Origin of the sequence: Ruminococcus sp. AM26-12LB (genome assembly GCF_003480785.1) — a bacterium.
Taxonomy (GTDB): Bacteria; Bacillota; Clostridia; order Lachnospirales; family Lachnospiraceae; genus Blautia_A; species Blautia_A fusiformis.
On the sequence record NZ_QUJX01000003.1, the window covers coordinates 103,839 to 120,354 of the forward strand.

Genomic DNA, 16,516 nt, shown 5'->3' on the forward strand with positions numbered 1-16,516 from the left:
GAAAGAGGTAAGAAATGTACGATTACAGGATTGTGGAGCAGGTCTCCAGAAAAAAGAAACATATGTCAGGAGCTCTCAGAAAAGTAATGGTGATCTTTGCGGCAATTTTTGTACTGATGGGTATCACGATCTCTCAGGCATTCATGCTTCCGGGATTTCTTCTGGCGCTGCTTTACTTTGCTTATGACATATTCAGCCAGAGAGACTATGAATATACCATGGAAAACGGACAACTGACCATAGATGTGATCTATGGTAAAAAATATCGTAAAACAGCTCACGTGCTGAAGCTTGAGGAGATGGAAGTGACAGCACCTCACTATCATGAAAAAGTGGCAAAATATAAAAAGAATACCGGAACGGAGAAACTGAAAAAATACGATTATACCTCTTATGAAGATGATGTGCCTTACTATACCATGATCATTCAGGAAGATGGACGTAAAATAAAACTTCTTCTGGATCTGACAGAGGAAATGCTGCATACGATGAAAACGCAGTTTCCTGAAAGGGTTTATTTTGCATAATATGCAGAAATGTTTGTGAAATATGTATGAAAAACAACATAAAATTTTATGAAATAGAAACAAAAACCTTCTTTTTTGACAAAAAATGTTCGCACAATGTCAAAAAAGAAGTTTTTTTTGGGCATCCTGACGAATGTAAAAAGAAAAAATCCTCAAAGTGCATATTTTTTGTAAAAATATAGCGTGACAATAGTGCACAATCAATAAAATGGTTGAAATTGCACATTATATGAACAATTCTGCAAACTATAGAGGAAATACGGATGCTATAATCTATTCATAAGCAAACGGGAAATGCTTAATAAAGGAGGAAAAGTAAATGAAGAAAAAATTACTCGCAGTATTAATGACAGGTATCATGGCAATGTCTTTTGCTGCAACTACTACAGCAGTATATGCAAAAGGTGATGACGATAACACCCTGACTGTATGGGCATGGGATCAGAACTTCAACATCAAGGCTATGAATATTGCAGGTGAGCAGTATGCAAAGGATCACGAAGGATTCAAGGTTGATGTAGTTGAGACATCTTCTGATGACTGCCAGACCAAACTTACAACAGCAGCAAACGCCGGAGATTACAGCACACTTCCGGACATCGTTCTGATGCAGGACAACAGCTATCAGAAATATCTGAAGAGTTATCCGGATGCTTTTACAGATCTGAAGGATATGGATATCAACTGGGATGATTTCGGAAAACTGAAACAGTCCTACTCCATGGTAGATGACACACATTACGGAGTTCCGTTTGATAACGGTGCAACAATTGCCTGCTATCGTACAGATATCCTGGAAGAAGCAGGATATACCATTGATGATCTTACAGATATCACATGGAGCAAATTCATGGAGATCGGAAAAGACGTTCACGAAAAAACAGGTAAATATCTCCTTACAAGTGAAGCAACAGGTGGCGATACTCTGATGATGATGATCCAGTCCTGTGGAGCAAACTTCGTAAATGATGACGGAGAGGCTTATATCGTTGGCAACGATGTAGCAGAGAAATGCGTAGATCTTTATGTGGATCTTGTAAAGAACAATGTTGTTAAATTAGTAAATAACTGGGATGAGTACATCTCCACAATCACAGGCGGAGAGGCTGCCGGTATCGTTAACGGTAACTGGATCACAGCTACACTGATGGGAACAGAGGATCAGAAGGGTCTGTGGCAGATCACAACAATGCCGAAAGTTGACGGCGTTGATACAGCTACAAACTATGCAAACAATGGCGGATCTTCCTGGTACATTACATCCAACTGCAAGAATGTAGAGCTTGCTGAGGACTTCCTTGCAAGCACATTTGGTTCCAGCACAGACTTCTATGATGCAATCCTTCCGGAAACAGGTGCAATTTCCTGCTACCTGCCGGCTGGTGAGTCTGAGGTTTACAATGAGCCAAGCGAGTTCTTCAATAACCAGCCGATCTTCTCAACAATTGTAGAGTACTCTTCACACATTCCGGAATTTACAAAAACTCCGTACCACTATGAGGCAAGAGAGTGCATCAACACAGCTGTTGTTAATATTGTAAACGGCGCAGATAAAGAATCTGCACTTCAGGAAGCACAGGATACACTGGCATTCAAGATGACAGAGTAAAGCTGAAATATTAAAGAAATACAGGGCAGGGGACTGCATGCAGTCCCTTGTCTTATGTAAAGGTTTAGATGTTTGAAAGGAGGAGTTCCTGTGAATTCCAAAAAAAGTGGCATGTCTCTGGTAGCGAAACAAAGAGCGGCCGGCTGGATCTTTCTGGCACCGGCAACCATTATGATCGCTGTCATGAGTTTTTATCCGATGATCCGCGCATTTATCATTTCTTTACAGACAGGTGCCGGAGCAAACATGAGGTTTGCGGATCCGATCTTCAGTAACTATAAACGTATCATGATGGATAAGGTATTCCAGCAGTCCATCGTCAATACTTTCCTGTATCTTATTATTCAGGTACCGATCATGCTGGTCCTTGCGATCCTGCTTGCACAGCTTCTGAATAACAAGGATCTGAAATTTAAAGGCTTTTTCCGTACATGTGTATTTCTTCCATGTGCAACATCTCTTGTATCTTATTCTCTGATCTTCCGTTCTATGTTTGCAACAGACGGTCTGATCAACAGCATCCTGATCAAACTTGGAATTTTAACAACTGGCTATAACTTCCTGGGTAACTCCACAAGTGCAAAGATCGTGATCATCATCGCACTGATCTGGAGATGGACAGGATATAACATGGTGTTCTATCTGGCAGGTCTTCAGAATATTGAATATTCTGTATACGAGGCAGCAAAGATCGATGGTGCCAATGGCTGGAAGACCTTCTGGAAAATTACCGTACCACTTCTGAAACCGACAATTATCATGACATTTATTATGTCGATCAATGGTACACTGCAGTTGTTTGATGAGTCTGTCAACCTGACAAAAGGTGGCCCGGCGAACTCAACCATCACAATGTCCCATTATGTTTATAATACATGCTTCATCAACGTGCCAAACTTCGGATATGCGGCAGCAATGTCATTTATCATATTTATCATGGTAGCGATCCTGGCCTTTATCAATTTGAAAGTAGGTGATACACGTGACTGAGAAAAAGAATAAATCCGCAATTCAGAGAAGATTGATCCCTACATATATTTTTCTGATCATCGTATCATTTATCTCTGTATTTCCACTGTATTGGATGATCTCTGCGGCAACCAATACATCCACAGATGTATCCAGAGGCCGTATCCTTCCGGGTACATATTTTATGCAGAACTTTAAAAACCTGACTGCACAGCAGCCGCTGTGGAGAGCTCTTGGAAACTCTCTGTTTTATGCAGTTCTTACTACAGTGATCTGCCTTCTGATCTGTTCTATCGCAGGTTATGGCTTTGAGGTATATCATGACAGATGGAAAGACAGACTGTTTTCCACCCTGCTTCTTGCAATGATGGTTCCGCAGGTTGCAACGATGGTTCCTTTATTTAAGATGTTTTCAAAAGCCGGACTCTTAAATACAGCGGTAGGTTTTATCCTTCCGATCATTTCCACACCATTTATGATCATGATGTTCCGTCAGAATGCCAGAGCATTTCCTATCGATATCATTGAGGCAGCACGGATTGACGGATTAAGCGAGGTAAGGATCTTTTTCCAGATGTTTATCCCGACTATGAAATCTACTTATGCGGCGGCAGCAGTTATCACATTTATGAATGCATGGAATTCCTATCTGTGGCCGAAGGTAATCATGACAGATAATAAGGCGATGACCATGCCGATGTTGATCGCCAATCTGATCACAGGATATGTAACGGATTACGGCATGCTGATGTGCGGCGTATTATTCTGTTCCATTCCGACCATGATCGTATTCTTCGTATTACAGAAACAGTTCGCAGAGGGTATTACCGGAGCTGTAAAATAATTTTAAAACAAAAAGGATGCTGCCGAAATCTGTAGGTATATTGTATAATATGCTTTAACTGGATCACGCAGCATTCTTTTTATACCAGATCAACTGTGGATCAGTTGTCTGGTATAAATTTTCTCAGAGAAGAGGATGCTTTTGTCCGCTTGATGTGAATCAAATCATAAGGAGATAAAAAATGGCAGAGCAGATTAGATACAGCCATTATCTGCACGGTGGCGATTACAACCCTGAGCAGTGGCTGGACAGACCGGATATTCTGAAAAAAGATATCGAATATTTCAAAAAAGCCCATATCAATACCGTTTCCATGGGAATGTTTTCCTGGGCAGTGCTGGAGCCAGAAGAGGGAAGATATAACTTTGACTGGCTGGAAGAAGTGATCGATAATCTGTATAAAGAAGGAATTTATACGATACTTTCCACACCATCCGGAGCAAGACCGAAATGGATGGCAGATAAATATGAAGAAGTTCTTCGCATGGATCCGGATCGCACGAGAAGATTTTTCGGTGGAAGACATAATCACTGTTATACTTCTCCAGTATACAGGGAAAAAGTCTACAATATTAATAAGAAGCTTTCTGAACGTTTCGGAAAACATCCCGCAGTGCTTTTGTGGCATATTTCCAATGAATATGGCGGAGAATGCCACTGTCCTCTGTGCCGGGAAAAATTCCGGGAATGGCTGAAAGAAAAATACGGGACCATCGAAAATTTAAATTCCAGCTGGTGCACAACGTTCTGGAGCCATACCTATAACAGCTTTGATCAGATCGAAAGTCCTTCGCCAAAGGGGGAAAATGCTCTTCATGCACTTACCTTGGACTGGAAACGTTTTGTTACAGACAGGACTGTGGATTTTATGAAGCATGAGATTTCTGCGATCCGTGCAGGTGGTTCCGAGCTTCCGGCAACCGCCAATCTGATGTATGACTACAACGGACTGGACTATAAAAAATTTAAGGATGTTATGGATATTGCATCCTGGGATAATTATCCAAGCTGGCATAAAAAAGACAATTATACCACAGCGTTGGACGGAGCCATGCAGCATGATCTTATGCGAAGCATCAAGAAAGCACCGTTTCTTCTGATGGAATCCTGTCCCTCTGCGACCAACTGGAAGCCTATCAACAAGCTGAAAAAACCAGGAATACATCTGGCTGCCTCTCTGCAGGCAGTTGCTCATGGTTCAGACAGTGTTCTGTATTTCCAGCTTCGTCAGAGCCAGGGAGCCTCTGAGAAATTCCATGGTGCGGTGATCGATCACTACGGTGGGGATGATACCCGTATTTTCCGCGAAGTGACAGAGGTAGGAGAAGCGTTGGAGCAGATCCGGGAAACTGCTGGAAGCGTGACGAAGTCTCCGGTGGCTGTTCTCTATGACCGGGAAAATGACTGGGCGCTGAAGGATGCGCAGGGACCTCGAAACGAGGATATGCATTATCAGGAAACTGTACTGAAACAGTATCGTGCTCTCCGAAGAAAAGGCTATAATACAGATGTCATCAATATGGAACATGATCTGTCCCGGTACCGTTTGGTAACGGCACCGATGGCCTACATGTTTTATCATGGATATGCCGAAAAGCTTCGCGCTTTTGCAAAAAACGGTGGTACTTTGGTAATTTCCTACTGGTCCGGACTTGTAGATGAAACAGATAAATGTTATCTGGAGGGAACCCCTCACGGACTGATGGAAGCAGCTGGTATCCGTACGGAAGAGATCGATGCACTTTATGACTGGGAAGAAAACGTAGGTATCCCGGAAACAGGAAATCATCTCAGACTTACAGAAAGCTATACCTGCAAAAATCTCTGTGAGCTTGCAGAGGTTTCCGATGCGGAAGTACTGCTGCGTTATGGAAGGGATTTCTATCAGGGGTATCCGGTACTGACTCACAAGAAATATGGAAAAGGCCATGTTTACTATGTAGCGGCAGATATGGAAGCAGCCTTTTATGAGGATTTTCTGGGAAGGGCAGCAGAGGAAGCAGGCGTGAAGATGCCGCTTACATTTATACCGGAAGGTATTTCTGTGACAACCAGAGAAAATGAGGATACGGAATATCTGTTTATCCAGAACTTCGGAGAAAAGACAGAAACAGTTTCTGTCTCGGGGGATTACGAAGTTCTCTACGGATCAACAGATGAAAATATTGCTCCGCTTGCCACCAGGATTTTAAAGCGGAAAAAATAATCACAGTAAAAAACACAGCAAAAAGTATAAAGCATATTTGTTTTCGGACGGTATGCTTTTTACTGCTGTCTGGGAAAGAGAAGGTAAAATGGCAGGTACACCAAAAGAAGAGATAAAAAGAATAGCGGATCAGTTTGCATTTACCGGAGAACTGGTTTCCTGCGGCCCCTGCGGAAGCGGGCATATCAACGAAACCTATATGCTTAGATATCGGATCGGAGAGATGGGGTCCATTAAGGTGATCCTTCAGAAGATCAATCGGGAGATCTTTCAGAAACCGGAAGAACTGATGGAGAACATTGCCGGAGTCACCGGGCATCTGAAAAAGAAAGTTCTTCAGAAGGGAGGAGATCCGGAACGGGAGGTTCTGAACCTGATTCCGACAAAGGACGGGAAGGCATTCCTGACAGATGAAAACGGAGAATGCTGGAGAGCTTATATTTTTATTACCGATGCAGTAAGCTATGATCTGGCAGAAAAACCGGAGGATTTTTATGAAAGTGCAGTTGCATTTGGAAAATTCCAGGAAATGCTAGCAGATTACCCGGCAGAGACTCTGCATGAAACGATAAAGGATTTCCATGATACAAAGAAACGTTTTCAGACTTTGAAAAATGCCATAGAGAAGGACAGCCGCCATCGTGCTGCATCCGTAAAAGAAGAGATCGCATTTGCGTTTCAGCATGAGTATCTGGCAAATGTATTCGGTGAGCTGCTGGCAAAAGGTGAGGTGCCCCTTCGGGTAACGCACAACGATACGAAGCTGAATAACGTTATGATCGACTTGGAAACAGGAAGGGGAATCTGTGTAGTGGACCTGGACACGGTTATGCCGGGACTTGCCATGAATGATTTTGGAGATTCCATTCGTTTCGGGGCCAGCACTGCATTGGAGGATGAGAAAGATTTAAGCAAAGTTTCCTGTGATATGGAGCTCTATGAAATCTATGTAAAAGGCTTTCTGGAAAGCTGTGGAGATAAGCTTAGTGCAAAAGAGATCGAGATGCTTCCCATGGGAGCTAAGGTGATGACTTATGAATGTGGCATTCGCTTTCTTACCGATTATCTGGAAGGAGATCATTATTTTAAGATCGACCGGGAAGAACACAATCTGGACCGCTGCCGCACACAGTTTAAGCTGGTGGCTGATATGGAACAGAAATGGGATACTATGCAGACGATCGTGAAAAAATATCAGAAATAAAAAAACAGGAATTTTTACAATGGAGGTAAAGTGATGAGCGAAACAAAAGGAAGAGTGACCATTCCGACAGATCTGGATGTGATCCCGGAGACACTGAAAATGCTGGATGAGTGGGGTGCAGATGCCATCCGTGACTGTGACGGAACGGAATTTCCGGCAGAGCTGAAGAAAACCGGCGCAAAGATTTATGCAACTTATTATACCACCAGAAAGGATAATGCCTGGGCAAAGGCCCATCCGGAAGAAATCCAGCAGATGTATATCATGACATCTTTTCACACGGCAGTGTCGGATACTCTGGAGATCCATCTGATGGATCATTTGTATCCGGATATGCTGGCGGTGAATACAAGAGATGATATCAGAAGATGGTGGGAAGTCATTGACCGGACTACAGGGGAAGCTGTCAGTACAGAGGAATGGTCATACGATGAAGAAAACGGAAATGTTGTGATCAGGCCGGCGAAAGAGTTTCATGAGTATACGGTAAGCTTTCTTGCATATATCATGTGGGATCCGGTACATATGTACAATGCAGTTGTCAATGACTGGAAAGATGTAGAACCTCAGATCACTTTTGATGTGCGTCAGCCGGCAACACGTGCACATTCCATGAATCGCCTCCGCAGATTTCTGGATTCCCATGATTATGTGAATGTAGTACGATTTACTACATTTTTTCACCAGTTCACACTGATCTTTGATGAGATGGCACGGGAAAAATATGTAGACTGGTTTGGATATTCCGCTTCGGTGAGCCCCTATATCCTGAAACAGTTTGAGCAGGAAGTGGGATATAAGTTCCGTCCGGAGTTTATCATTGATCAGGGATATATGAACAACACCTACCGTATCCCATCAAAAGAATTTAAAGATTTCCAAGCTTTCCAGAGACGGGAAGTGGCGAAGCTTGCAAAGGAAATGGTAGACATTGTCCATGAATACGGAAAAGAGGCCATGATGTTCATGGGTGATCACTGGATCGGTATGGAGCCCTTTATGGATGAGTTTGCTTCCATCGGGCTGGATGCGGTAGTGGGAAGCGTCGGAAACGGAGCGACCCTACGTTTGTTCAGTGATATTAAACATGTAAAATATACAGAGGGAAGATTTCTGCCGTACTTTTTCCCGGACACCTTCCATGAGGGCGGGGATCCTGTAAAAGAGGCAAAAGTAAACTGGGTGACTGCAAGAAGAGCTATCCTTCGAAGTCCGATCCAGAGAATTGGATACGGCGGTTATCTGAAACTGGCTCTGGAATTTCCGGATTTTGTACAGTATATCAAGGAAGTCTGCCAGGAATTCCGTGTGCTCTACGACAATATCCAGGGAACCACACCATACTGTGTAAAACGTGTGGCTGTTTTAAATTGCTGGGGAAAAATGCGCTCCTGGGGCAACCATATGGTACATCATGCCATCTATTACAAGCAGAATTATTCCTATTTCGGAATTATCGAGGCATTAAGCGGTGCGCCTTTTGATGTGTCCTTTATCAGCTTTGATGATATCCGTCAGGATAAAGATCTGCTGAATGATTTTGATGTGATCATCAATGTAGGTGATGCGGATACTGCACAGTCCGGTGGTGAGAACTGGGCAGATCCGAAGATTCTTACAGCTGTGCGGAAATTTGTCTATAATGGCGGCGGATTTATTGGCGTCGGTGAACCGGCAGCTCATCAGTGGCAGGGAAAATTCTTCCAGCTGGATGACATCCTTGGTGTAGAGGAAGAAAGAGGATTTAATCTTAATACCGATAAATACAACTGGGAAGAGCATAAAGATCATTTTATCCTGAAGGATACAGACGGAACCGTAGATTTCGGTGAGGGGAAAAAGAATATCTTCGCACTTCCGGATACGAAGATCCTTATCCAGAAGGACCAGGAAGTCCAGATGGCAGTAAAAACCTTCGGAAAAGGCAGAGGTGTTTACATCAGCGGACTTCCGTACAGCTTCTGCAACAGCCGTATCCTTTATCGTGCTGTGCTCTGGTCAGCAGCGGCAGAAAATGAGCTTTTCTGCTGGTTTTCTTCCAATTATAATGTGGAAGTACATGCTTATGTGAAAAATAAAAAGTATTGTGTGGTAAACAACACCTATGAGCCACAGGACACTACGGTTTACACAGGGGATGGAAAGAGCTTTGACCTTCATCTGGAAGCTAATGAGATCCGCTGGTATCAGATCTGAGAAAGCAGGATACAGGTTTACTGATAAAGAAAAGCTGTGAAATTGTCTGAGGGCGTTGACAGAGAAAAAAACTTATAATATAATAAATCCATTCCAAAAGTAGGAAAACAAAGCTGTTGTAATAGAGAAAATCTATTATAACAGCTTTTTGTTATTGTTGACAAACAATTTTGCTTACAAAGAGGAGGCCTTTATGAACAAAAAGATTAAGACAGTGTTTTCATATCTGATGATCATTGTGGGAGCAATCCTGGCCAGTTTTTCTGTTGCCTGTATTTTGCTTCCCAATGATGCCATCGATTACGGAACTGCCGGAATCGCCATTATTATAAGCAAGCTGACAGGGTATAATCTGTCGTTATGTGTGCTGCTTGTGTTTCTGCCGTTTCTCATAGCTGGGGTCATTCTTATCGGTAAGTATTTCTTTGTAAAAACGTTCGTGGGTTTTGTTGTCTACACAATAGGTCTTTCCTACTTTGAAAAAATCCCTTTTGAGCTGAATACAGAGCATTTTATTGCAGTAGCCTTTGGAGGTGCGATCCTTGGTGTGGGACTGTCTCTGATCCTTCGAAACGGTGGCTGTATTGACGGTTCTGAGATCTTTGCCAATATCATTGTAAAAAAAGATCTACAATCATTCCGGAAAGGACTACAGTATTTCCTACATATTGATCGCATTTAATGCCTGTGTATATGGAGCTGTGTTTGTACTTCTTGACAGAGATTCCGCACTTTTAAGTCTTCTGGTATACATTGTGGCGACTTCCATCATTGATCATTTCACAGATCATTTTGAGGCACTGAAACAGGTGACGATCATCACAAAGGATCCTGATGCGATCATCTGTGATATTAAGGAGGAACTGAACAAAACCTGTACCATCATCAACTCTTCCGGCGTGATCGCAGGAGAGAACAAGACTCTGATCTGCTATGTAAATTATTTTGAACTGCAGAAAGTAAAAGAGATCATTTCAAGGAATAAAGGATCTTTCAGTACCGTTTCCACCATTGACGAGATCCTGCGGTAAGGCATGTCTGTAAATGAGAATGCAGATATTTCTTTTGCAGAAAAAGAGTGCTTTTTCTCCGAAAAATAAAAGCAGAAAAAGCAGTATTGTGATAAAATAGAAGAAAAATATTTCAAAGACAAACTAAAATGATCAGAAGAAAAGAGGTAGATAGATTATGATAAAAGCAGAAAAAAAGACACTGAAGCTTTCGGTAGAGAAGCCTCAGTATATTACAGTAAATGATATTACTTACGCACAGGTGGATTCCTGGTTCGGACATTGCAGGCGGGATCTGAAACTGGATATAATCTACCCGGAAACAAAAGATGGAAAAATCTATCCCTGCATCCTCTGGATCTGTGGAGGCGCATGGCTGATGATGGATAAATCCGCACATAATCTTTATCTGAGCAGACTGGCATCCAGTGGCTTTGTAGTGGCAAGTGTGGAGTATCGTACTTCCAATCAGGGCCCGTATCCCATGCCGCTGCAGGATGTAAAGGCAGCTATCCGTTACCTGAAAGCCCATGCAGACCGGTTCCGCATCAACAAAGAGCAGATAGGAGTTATGGGAGAGTCTGCCGGAGGATATCTTACCTGTATGGCTGCGCTGGACAATGATCCGGCTCTGGATGTGGGAGAGTATCTGGAAGAATCCAGTAAGGTACAGGCTGCCTGCCCATGGTATCCGCCTACGGATCTTTCCGCATTTCCATGTGAATCTGCAGAAAAATGTGCTTCTTCCGCAGAATCCCTTCTGCTTGGATTTAATTCCATGTTAAATAAAGAAAAGGCATACCAGAGCAGTCCGGTTTCCAAGGTTACGAAGGATGCACCGCCATTTCTGATCATTCATGGCAACTGCGATCAGGTCGTTCCTTATGTTCAGTCGGAAACTTTATACGGACTTCTGGAGAAAAAAGACTGTGATGTCACTTTGCTGACACTGGATGGTGCAGACCATGCAGATATCCAGTTTTTCCAGGATGAGGTGTGGAACCGGATCGCAGAGTTTTTCCATGAAAAACTGAAATAAATAAAAGACAGGAACACAGATCATCCAGCAGTTGTTGTAAATATGTGATCCTGAAAAGACCAAAATAGAAAAGAGAAACACAAATGATAACATTAAACGATTATCTGTATTCCGGAGATACTCTTCTCCGGATACTGAAGAAATACATTCGGGATCTTAGGACAGAGGCGAAGGAAAAACATAATGAGATCGATCTGGTACACTGTAATTTTTTGATCCAGATCCAGGAGCTTCTGGAGCATAATGATTTCCTCACTGCCCAGTCTCAGAAGATCCGGGAATTTTATAAATATATGGCAGGGGAATATCCGTTTCTGGCGTTTACCTTCAAGGGAAGAATCAAATCCCTGATCCGTGCGGAGGAAAAATTTAACGGATATGTAGTAGAATTTATTTATGACTACTATAAAGAATATGGGGAATATCCTTCCGTATCCCAGATCAAGGAACGGTTAAGCTGTTTCCGCGATTTTATTGCCTACAGGATCGTTATCGCCATGCCCAGATGTCATCTGAAAAATGGTGAGAATGTCAGAGAAGAAGAGCTTCGTTATCTTTATGAGATCGCCAATATACTTCCGGGATTTCTGGAAGAAAGAGGATTTACCGCAGAGCCGGCCAGAGGAGTGCAGGAAAGTACATCGCCACTGCTCAGCAGGGAAGCAAAGCCTTACTATAGGGATTACATCTGTAATAACAGTGAGGATGATTATCAGTCCCTGCATATCACGTTTTATGATAACAGTTCCCGAAGCTATATGGAAGTACAGCTGCGGACCAAAGACATGGATGATGTTGCGGAGATTGGTTCCGCCAACCATTTAAGCTATGAGAAAAAACAGGAAAGTGAACGCAGGAGAAGGGACGCGATTCCCCAGGGGGAATGTATCTATTTTGATGAGGCTTATGAGCGGGGTATGCGACTTCTTGGACTGGATCTTGCTGCGCTGGACGTTAATATGTTTGGTGCGGTAAACAACAGCCTGATCAATGATGGCTGCGGACTGTTCCGCGGAAGGATGATCCTTCCTTATGAGCATCTTTCCCGTTTTCAGAATGATATCGTTGACTGAGGGAGGATGACATGAAAGACTTGACAAAAGGGAAGCCTTCCGCATTGATCCTGTCCTTTGCGCTTCCTGTATTTCTGGGAAATATCTTGCAGTTGACGTACAGCCTGGCAGATACCCGGATCGTGGGAAGCTTTCTTAAAGAAGATGCGTTGGCGGCAGTAGGGGCCACCAGTCCTTTAAGCGGGCTGATCATCGGTTTTCTGATGGGCCTTGCAAATGGATTTGCCATTGTCACCGCACAGAAATTCGGTGCCGGAAACCGGGAAGAAGTACGAAAATCTTTTGCACTGTCTCTTGTAATGGGCAGCGTGATTTCTCTGATCCTGACTGTTTTAGGACTTTTGTTTCTGCATCCGATCCTGAGGTTCCTGAATGTTCCGGATCATTTGACGGGAACCGCCAGGCAGTATATCTTTATTATTATCGCAGGTATGCTGGCAACGTTTCTTTATGATACCTGCGCGGCATCTCTGCGCGCACTTGGGGATACGGTGACGCCTCTTGTGATCCTGGCAGTGTCTGTAACTTTAAATATCGCAGGAGATCTGTTTTTTATTCTGGTAGTAAAAGCAGGAGTTCAGGGAGCAGCCATTGCCACGGTACTTTCACAGACGCTGGCATTTTTTATATGCTGGTTTTACATGATCCGCAGGTATGAGATCCTGCGGCTGAAAAAAGAGGATTTTTTCGGTCTCGAAAGAAATATGATGAAAAATATGCTGAGTGCCGGACTTTCTATGGGACTTGTAAGCTCTCTTGTAAATCTTGGTACACTGGCACTGCAGACTTCCATCAACCGGCTTGGAAGAGATATCATCGTGGCACATACAGCAGCCCGTAAGATCACAGAGATGTTTATGATCATGTTTGGCGTGTTCGGGCAGACTATGGCAATCTTCTGCGGCCAGAACGCAGGAGCAGGGAGGATGGACCGGGTACGTCATGGAATCGGTCTTGCAGTTCTGTATACCTGTATCTGGTCCGTGATGACAGTGATCTTCAGCTTTACCATTGGAAAACAGCTGATCTATCTGGTCACAGGAAGCTATAATGAAACGGTGATCCGCAATGCCGCCAATTATCTTAAATTTGATACGATCTTTTATTTCGTAACGGCTGTGATCAGTGTCCTCAGAAATGCTATGCAGGGCCTTGGAGAAACGGTGATCCCTCTGGTTTCCAGTGCGCTGGAGATGATCGGAAAAGTAGTGATCGCGGTGACTCTGGTGCCACTTCTCGGTATGGTGATCCCGCTGATCGTGAAGATACTTAAGATGCCTGAATTAAAGAAAACAGTCTGAGAGATTCGAAGATCCGATGAGAAAGATTCGCGTGAAAAATAAAAAGCACATTGTATGGAATGAGCCGCCACCGGAAAGTATGACTTTTGGGGTGGTTCAACCATAGCAATGTGCTTTCTTTAATTTTACATAGTTGCTGTCGCTTCTTTTACGTTTTCCTTTTCAGGAAAGATATGTCTGAAAATAAAACGTACGATCGGACCTGCATAGATCAGCTGCCAGAAGAATGCCATCGGGAAGTTGAATGCGGTTGTCTGAAGCCATACAGCTACAAACTGATTTCCGGCATCCTTAAAGAGAATGGTTGCCGCGAGGCTCATTAACGGGCACATGAAAGCAACGGAAGGAACGGAGATCGCAAGGATCTTGCTGAACGGATGGCAGTTTTTGAAATCTACCATGCGCATTGCACAACCAAAGGCAAGCTTGGATACAATAAAGAAGTCAAGGATAAATGCGATCGGTCCCATGATCACCAGTTCATGAAAAGCGTCAAGGAACACACGGTTTGTCATACTCCCTGTGTTCAGGGAAATGTTGTAGCAGATCATGGCGTAAACCATAAAAAATACCATGATAAGGGTAAAGATAACTTCCTGAAATTTGTTTTTTGGCATAAAAATCCTCCTTTAAAATGATTAAGTGATAATGTAAAACCTCAGAGCATGTGTTGTTCGTTAATCATTCAGGAGAATGTGCGTTTCCAATATATGACAGGATTTTGTCATAAACCATATTCGGTTTTTTGACCAAATCAAACTGCGAAGCAGTTATTTGGCTGTAAGCAGGCAGCAGAGCGGTTTACGAATATCCGCTTGATACCGGCGGTTATGATATCATAAGTAGTAAAGCCTTGTCAATAAGTAAAATTCGCAACATCCTGCGGAATGTTCTGAAAAAACATGGAAATATCAGAAGAGTAATTGAGAAAAAAATGGCAATAACTCCTCTTGACCGTTAAAGTTAGATATAGTAAACTTGTAAACGGTTAGCGGATTCTAACTAATGCGTAAAATTTGTGGCGGGCCGTATCCCTTGACAAAATGCGGCCTGAACAGGAGTTACGGACAGGGCGAAAAGACCAGACAGGAGGATAAATATCAAATGGATTATTTAGAGATTGAGAAGGTCATTGGAAGAGAGATTATTGATTCAAGAGGAAATCCGACCGTAGAGGCAGAGGTTTATCTGGCAGATGGAACGGTCGGAAGAGGAGCAGCACCAAGCGGAGCGTCCACAGGAGAATTCGAAGCACTTGAGCTGAGAGATCAGGATAAAAGCCGTTTTGGAGGAAAAGGTGTTTCGAAGGCCATTGAAAATATCAATACAGTAATTAATGATGCGTTGGCAGGAATGGATGCATCTGATATTTATGCAGTGGATGCTGCCATGCTCAAAGCAGATGGAACAAAGGACAAATCAAAACTGGGCGCAAATGCCATTCTTGCGGTTTCTATTGCGTGCGCACGTGCGGCTGCGATTTCTCTTGACATCCCCCTTTACAGATTTCTTGGTGGGGTGAACGGAAACAGACTTCCGGTTCCGATGATGAATATCCTAAACGGTGGTGCACATGCTGCGAATACCGTTGATGTTCAGGAATTCATGATCATGCCGGCAGGAGCACCAAGCTTTAAAGAGGGACTTCGCTGGTGTACGGAGGTATTCCACGCTCTTGCTGCACTTCTGAAAGAAAAAGGCCTTGCAACAAGCGTTGGAGATGAAGGTGGTTTTGCACCAGACCTTGGAAGCGATGAGGAAGCCATTGAGTACATCCTTGAAGCAGTGAAAAAAGCAGGATATGAGCCTGGAAAGGATTTTGTACTTGCCATGGATGCTGCATCCAGTGAGTGGAAAGGAAACAAAAAGGGGGAGTATGTTCTTCCGAAATGCGGAAAGAAATTTACATCTGCGGAGCTTGTTGATCACTGGAAAAATCTGATCGAAAAATATCCGATCTACTCTATTGAGGATGGCCTTGATGAGGAAGACTGGGAAGGCTGGCAGATCATGACAAAAGAACTTGGAGGAAAAGTACAGCTTGTAGGTGATGACCTGTTTGTTACAAATACAGAGCGTCTTGAGAAAGGTATCAGCCTTGGCTGCGGAAATTCTATTCTGATCAAACTGAATCAGATCGGTTCTGTATCCGAGACTCTGGAAGCCATCAAAATGGCACATAAAGCTGGTTATACAGCGATTTCTTCCCATCGTTCCGGAGAGACAGAGGATACAACCATTGCAGATCTTGCAGTGGCACTGAATACCTGCCAGATCAAGACAGGAGCTCCTTCCAGAAGCGAACGTGTGGCAAAATATAATCAGCTTCTCCGTATTGAGGAAGAGCTTGGAGATGCAGCAGTATATCCGGGATTCCGGGCATTCAATATCAAGAGATAAGATCATAACTAACACATTTCTCAAAAAGGTACGCTTTGGCGTGCCTTTTTTTGGCGAAAATAAGGTTGCCAGATTTCTCAAAATAGTATATTATGATTTACAGCCGTGTGAAAAAATAAAATTGAATATTGGAGATGC

Annotated in this window: 14 protein-coding genes; 13 read left to right on the forward strand and 1 reads right to left on the reverse strand. The window is 43.2% G+C overall.

Going from position 1 to position 16,516, the window contains the following annotated elements; genetic code table 11:
* Positions 1-14: 14 nt before the first annotated feature.
* From DW694_RS02745 to DW694_RS02795, 12 genes are all read left to right on the forward strand, one after another.
* Positions 15-527 (forward strand): hypothetical protein, encoded by a 513-nt coding sequence (locus DW694_RS02745; protein ID WP_021651763.1) that lies wholly within the window; start codon positions 15-17, stop codon positions 525-527.
* A gap of 319 nt (positions 528-846) precedes the next feature.
* Positions 847-2,136, forward strand: coding sequence for an extracellular solute-binding protein (locus tag DW694_RS02750; protein WP_015524390.1), 1,290 nt, complete (start codon positions 847-849; stop codon positions 2,134-2,136).
* A 90-nt stretch (positions 2,137-2,226) separates the two neighbouring features.
* Positions 2,227-3,126, forward strand: a complete 900-nt coding sequence (locus DW694_RS02755; RefSeq protein WP_022426329.1) for a sugar ABC transporter permease — start codon at positions 2,227-2,229, stop codon at positions 3,124-3,126.
* A gap of 94 nt (positions 3,127-3,220) precedes the next feature.
* Positions 3,221-3,949, forward strand: coding sequence for a carbohydrate ABC transporter permease (locus tag DW694_RS02760; protein WP_243148508.1), 729 nt, complete (start codon positions 3,221-3,223; stop codon positions 3,947-3,949).
* 181 nt (positions 3,950-4,130) lie between these two features.
* On the forward strand, positions 4,131-6,155 hold the full coding sequence (locus DW694_RS02765) for a beta-galactosidase (RefSeq protein WP_114001732.1): 2,025 nt from the start codon (positions 4,131-4,133) through the stop codon (positions 6,153-6,155).
* 88 nt (positions 6,156-6,243) lie between these two features.
* Complete coding sequence (locus DW694_RS02770; protein ID WP_015524392.1) at positions 6,244-7,359, forward strand: aminoglycoside phosphotransferase family protein; 1,116 nt, start codon at positions 6,244-6,246, stop codon at positions 7,357-7,359.
* 33 nt (positions 7,360-7,392) lie between these two features.
* The gene (gene gnpA, locus DW694_RS02775) at positions 7,393-9,555 is read left to right on the forward strand and encodes a 1,3-beta-galactosyl-N-acetylhexosamine phosphorylase (protein ID WP_110103022.1); all 2,163 of its coding nucleotides are present in this window, start codon (positions 7,393-7,395) and stop codon (positions 9,553-9,555) included.
* A gap of 193 nt (positions 9,556-9,748) precedes the next feature.
* Positions 9,749-10,237, forward strand: a complete 489-nt coding sequence (locus DW694_RS17115) for a YitT family protein (RefSeq protein ID WP_255620649.1) — start codon at positions 9,749-9,751, stop codon at positions 10,235-10,237.
* Entirely contained in the window at positions 10,224-10,586 is a 363-nt protein-coding gene (locus DW694_RS17120; protein ID WP_270389026.1) for a YitT family protein, read from the forward strand. The genes DW694_RS17115 and DW694_RS17120 overlap by 14 nt, the downstream gene beginning before the upstream one ends.
* Positions 10,587-10,743: 157 nt before the next feature.
* On the forward strand, positions 10,744-11,604 hold the full coding sequence (locus DW694_RS02785) for an alpha/beta hydrolase (RefSeq protein ID WP_015524395.1): 861 nt from the start codon (positions 10,744-10,746) through the stop codon (positions 11,602-11,604).
* An 83-nt stretch (positions 11,605-11,687) separates the two neighbouring features.
* A complete protein-coding gene (locus DW694_RS02790; protein WP_059085460.1) occupies positions 11,688-12,677 on the forward strand; it encodes a guanosine polyphosphate pyrophosphohydrolase in 990 nt (329 codons plus the stop codon).
* An 11-nt stretch (positions 12,678-12,688) separates the two neighbouring features.
* Complete coding sequence (locus tag DW694_RS02795; RefSeq protein WP_118752516.1) at positions 12,689-13,978, forward strand: MATE family efflux transporter; 1,290 nt, start codon at positions 12,689-12,691, stop codon at positions 13,976-13,978.
* A 125-nt stretch (positions 13,979-14,103) separates the two neighbouring features.
* Here the strand turns inward: DW694_RS02795 and DW694_RS02800 are convergent, their stop codons facing one another.
* Entirely contained in the window at positions 14,104-14,595 is a 492-nt protein-coding gene (locus tag DW694_RS02800) for a DUF2798 domain-containing protein (protein WP_118752517.1), read from the reverse strand.
* 487 nt (positions 14,596-15,082) lie between these two features.
* Between DW694_RS02800 and eno the strand changes: the two genes are divergently transcribed.
* Entirely contained in the window at positions 15,083-16,378 is a 1,296-nt protein-coding gene (eno, locus tag DW694_RS02805; protein WP_044961624.1) for a phosphopyruvate hydratase, read from the forward strand.
* The last annotated feature ends 138 nt before the right edge of the window (positions 16,379-16,516 follow it).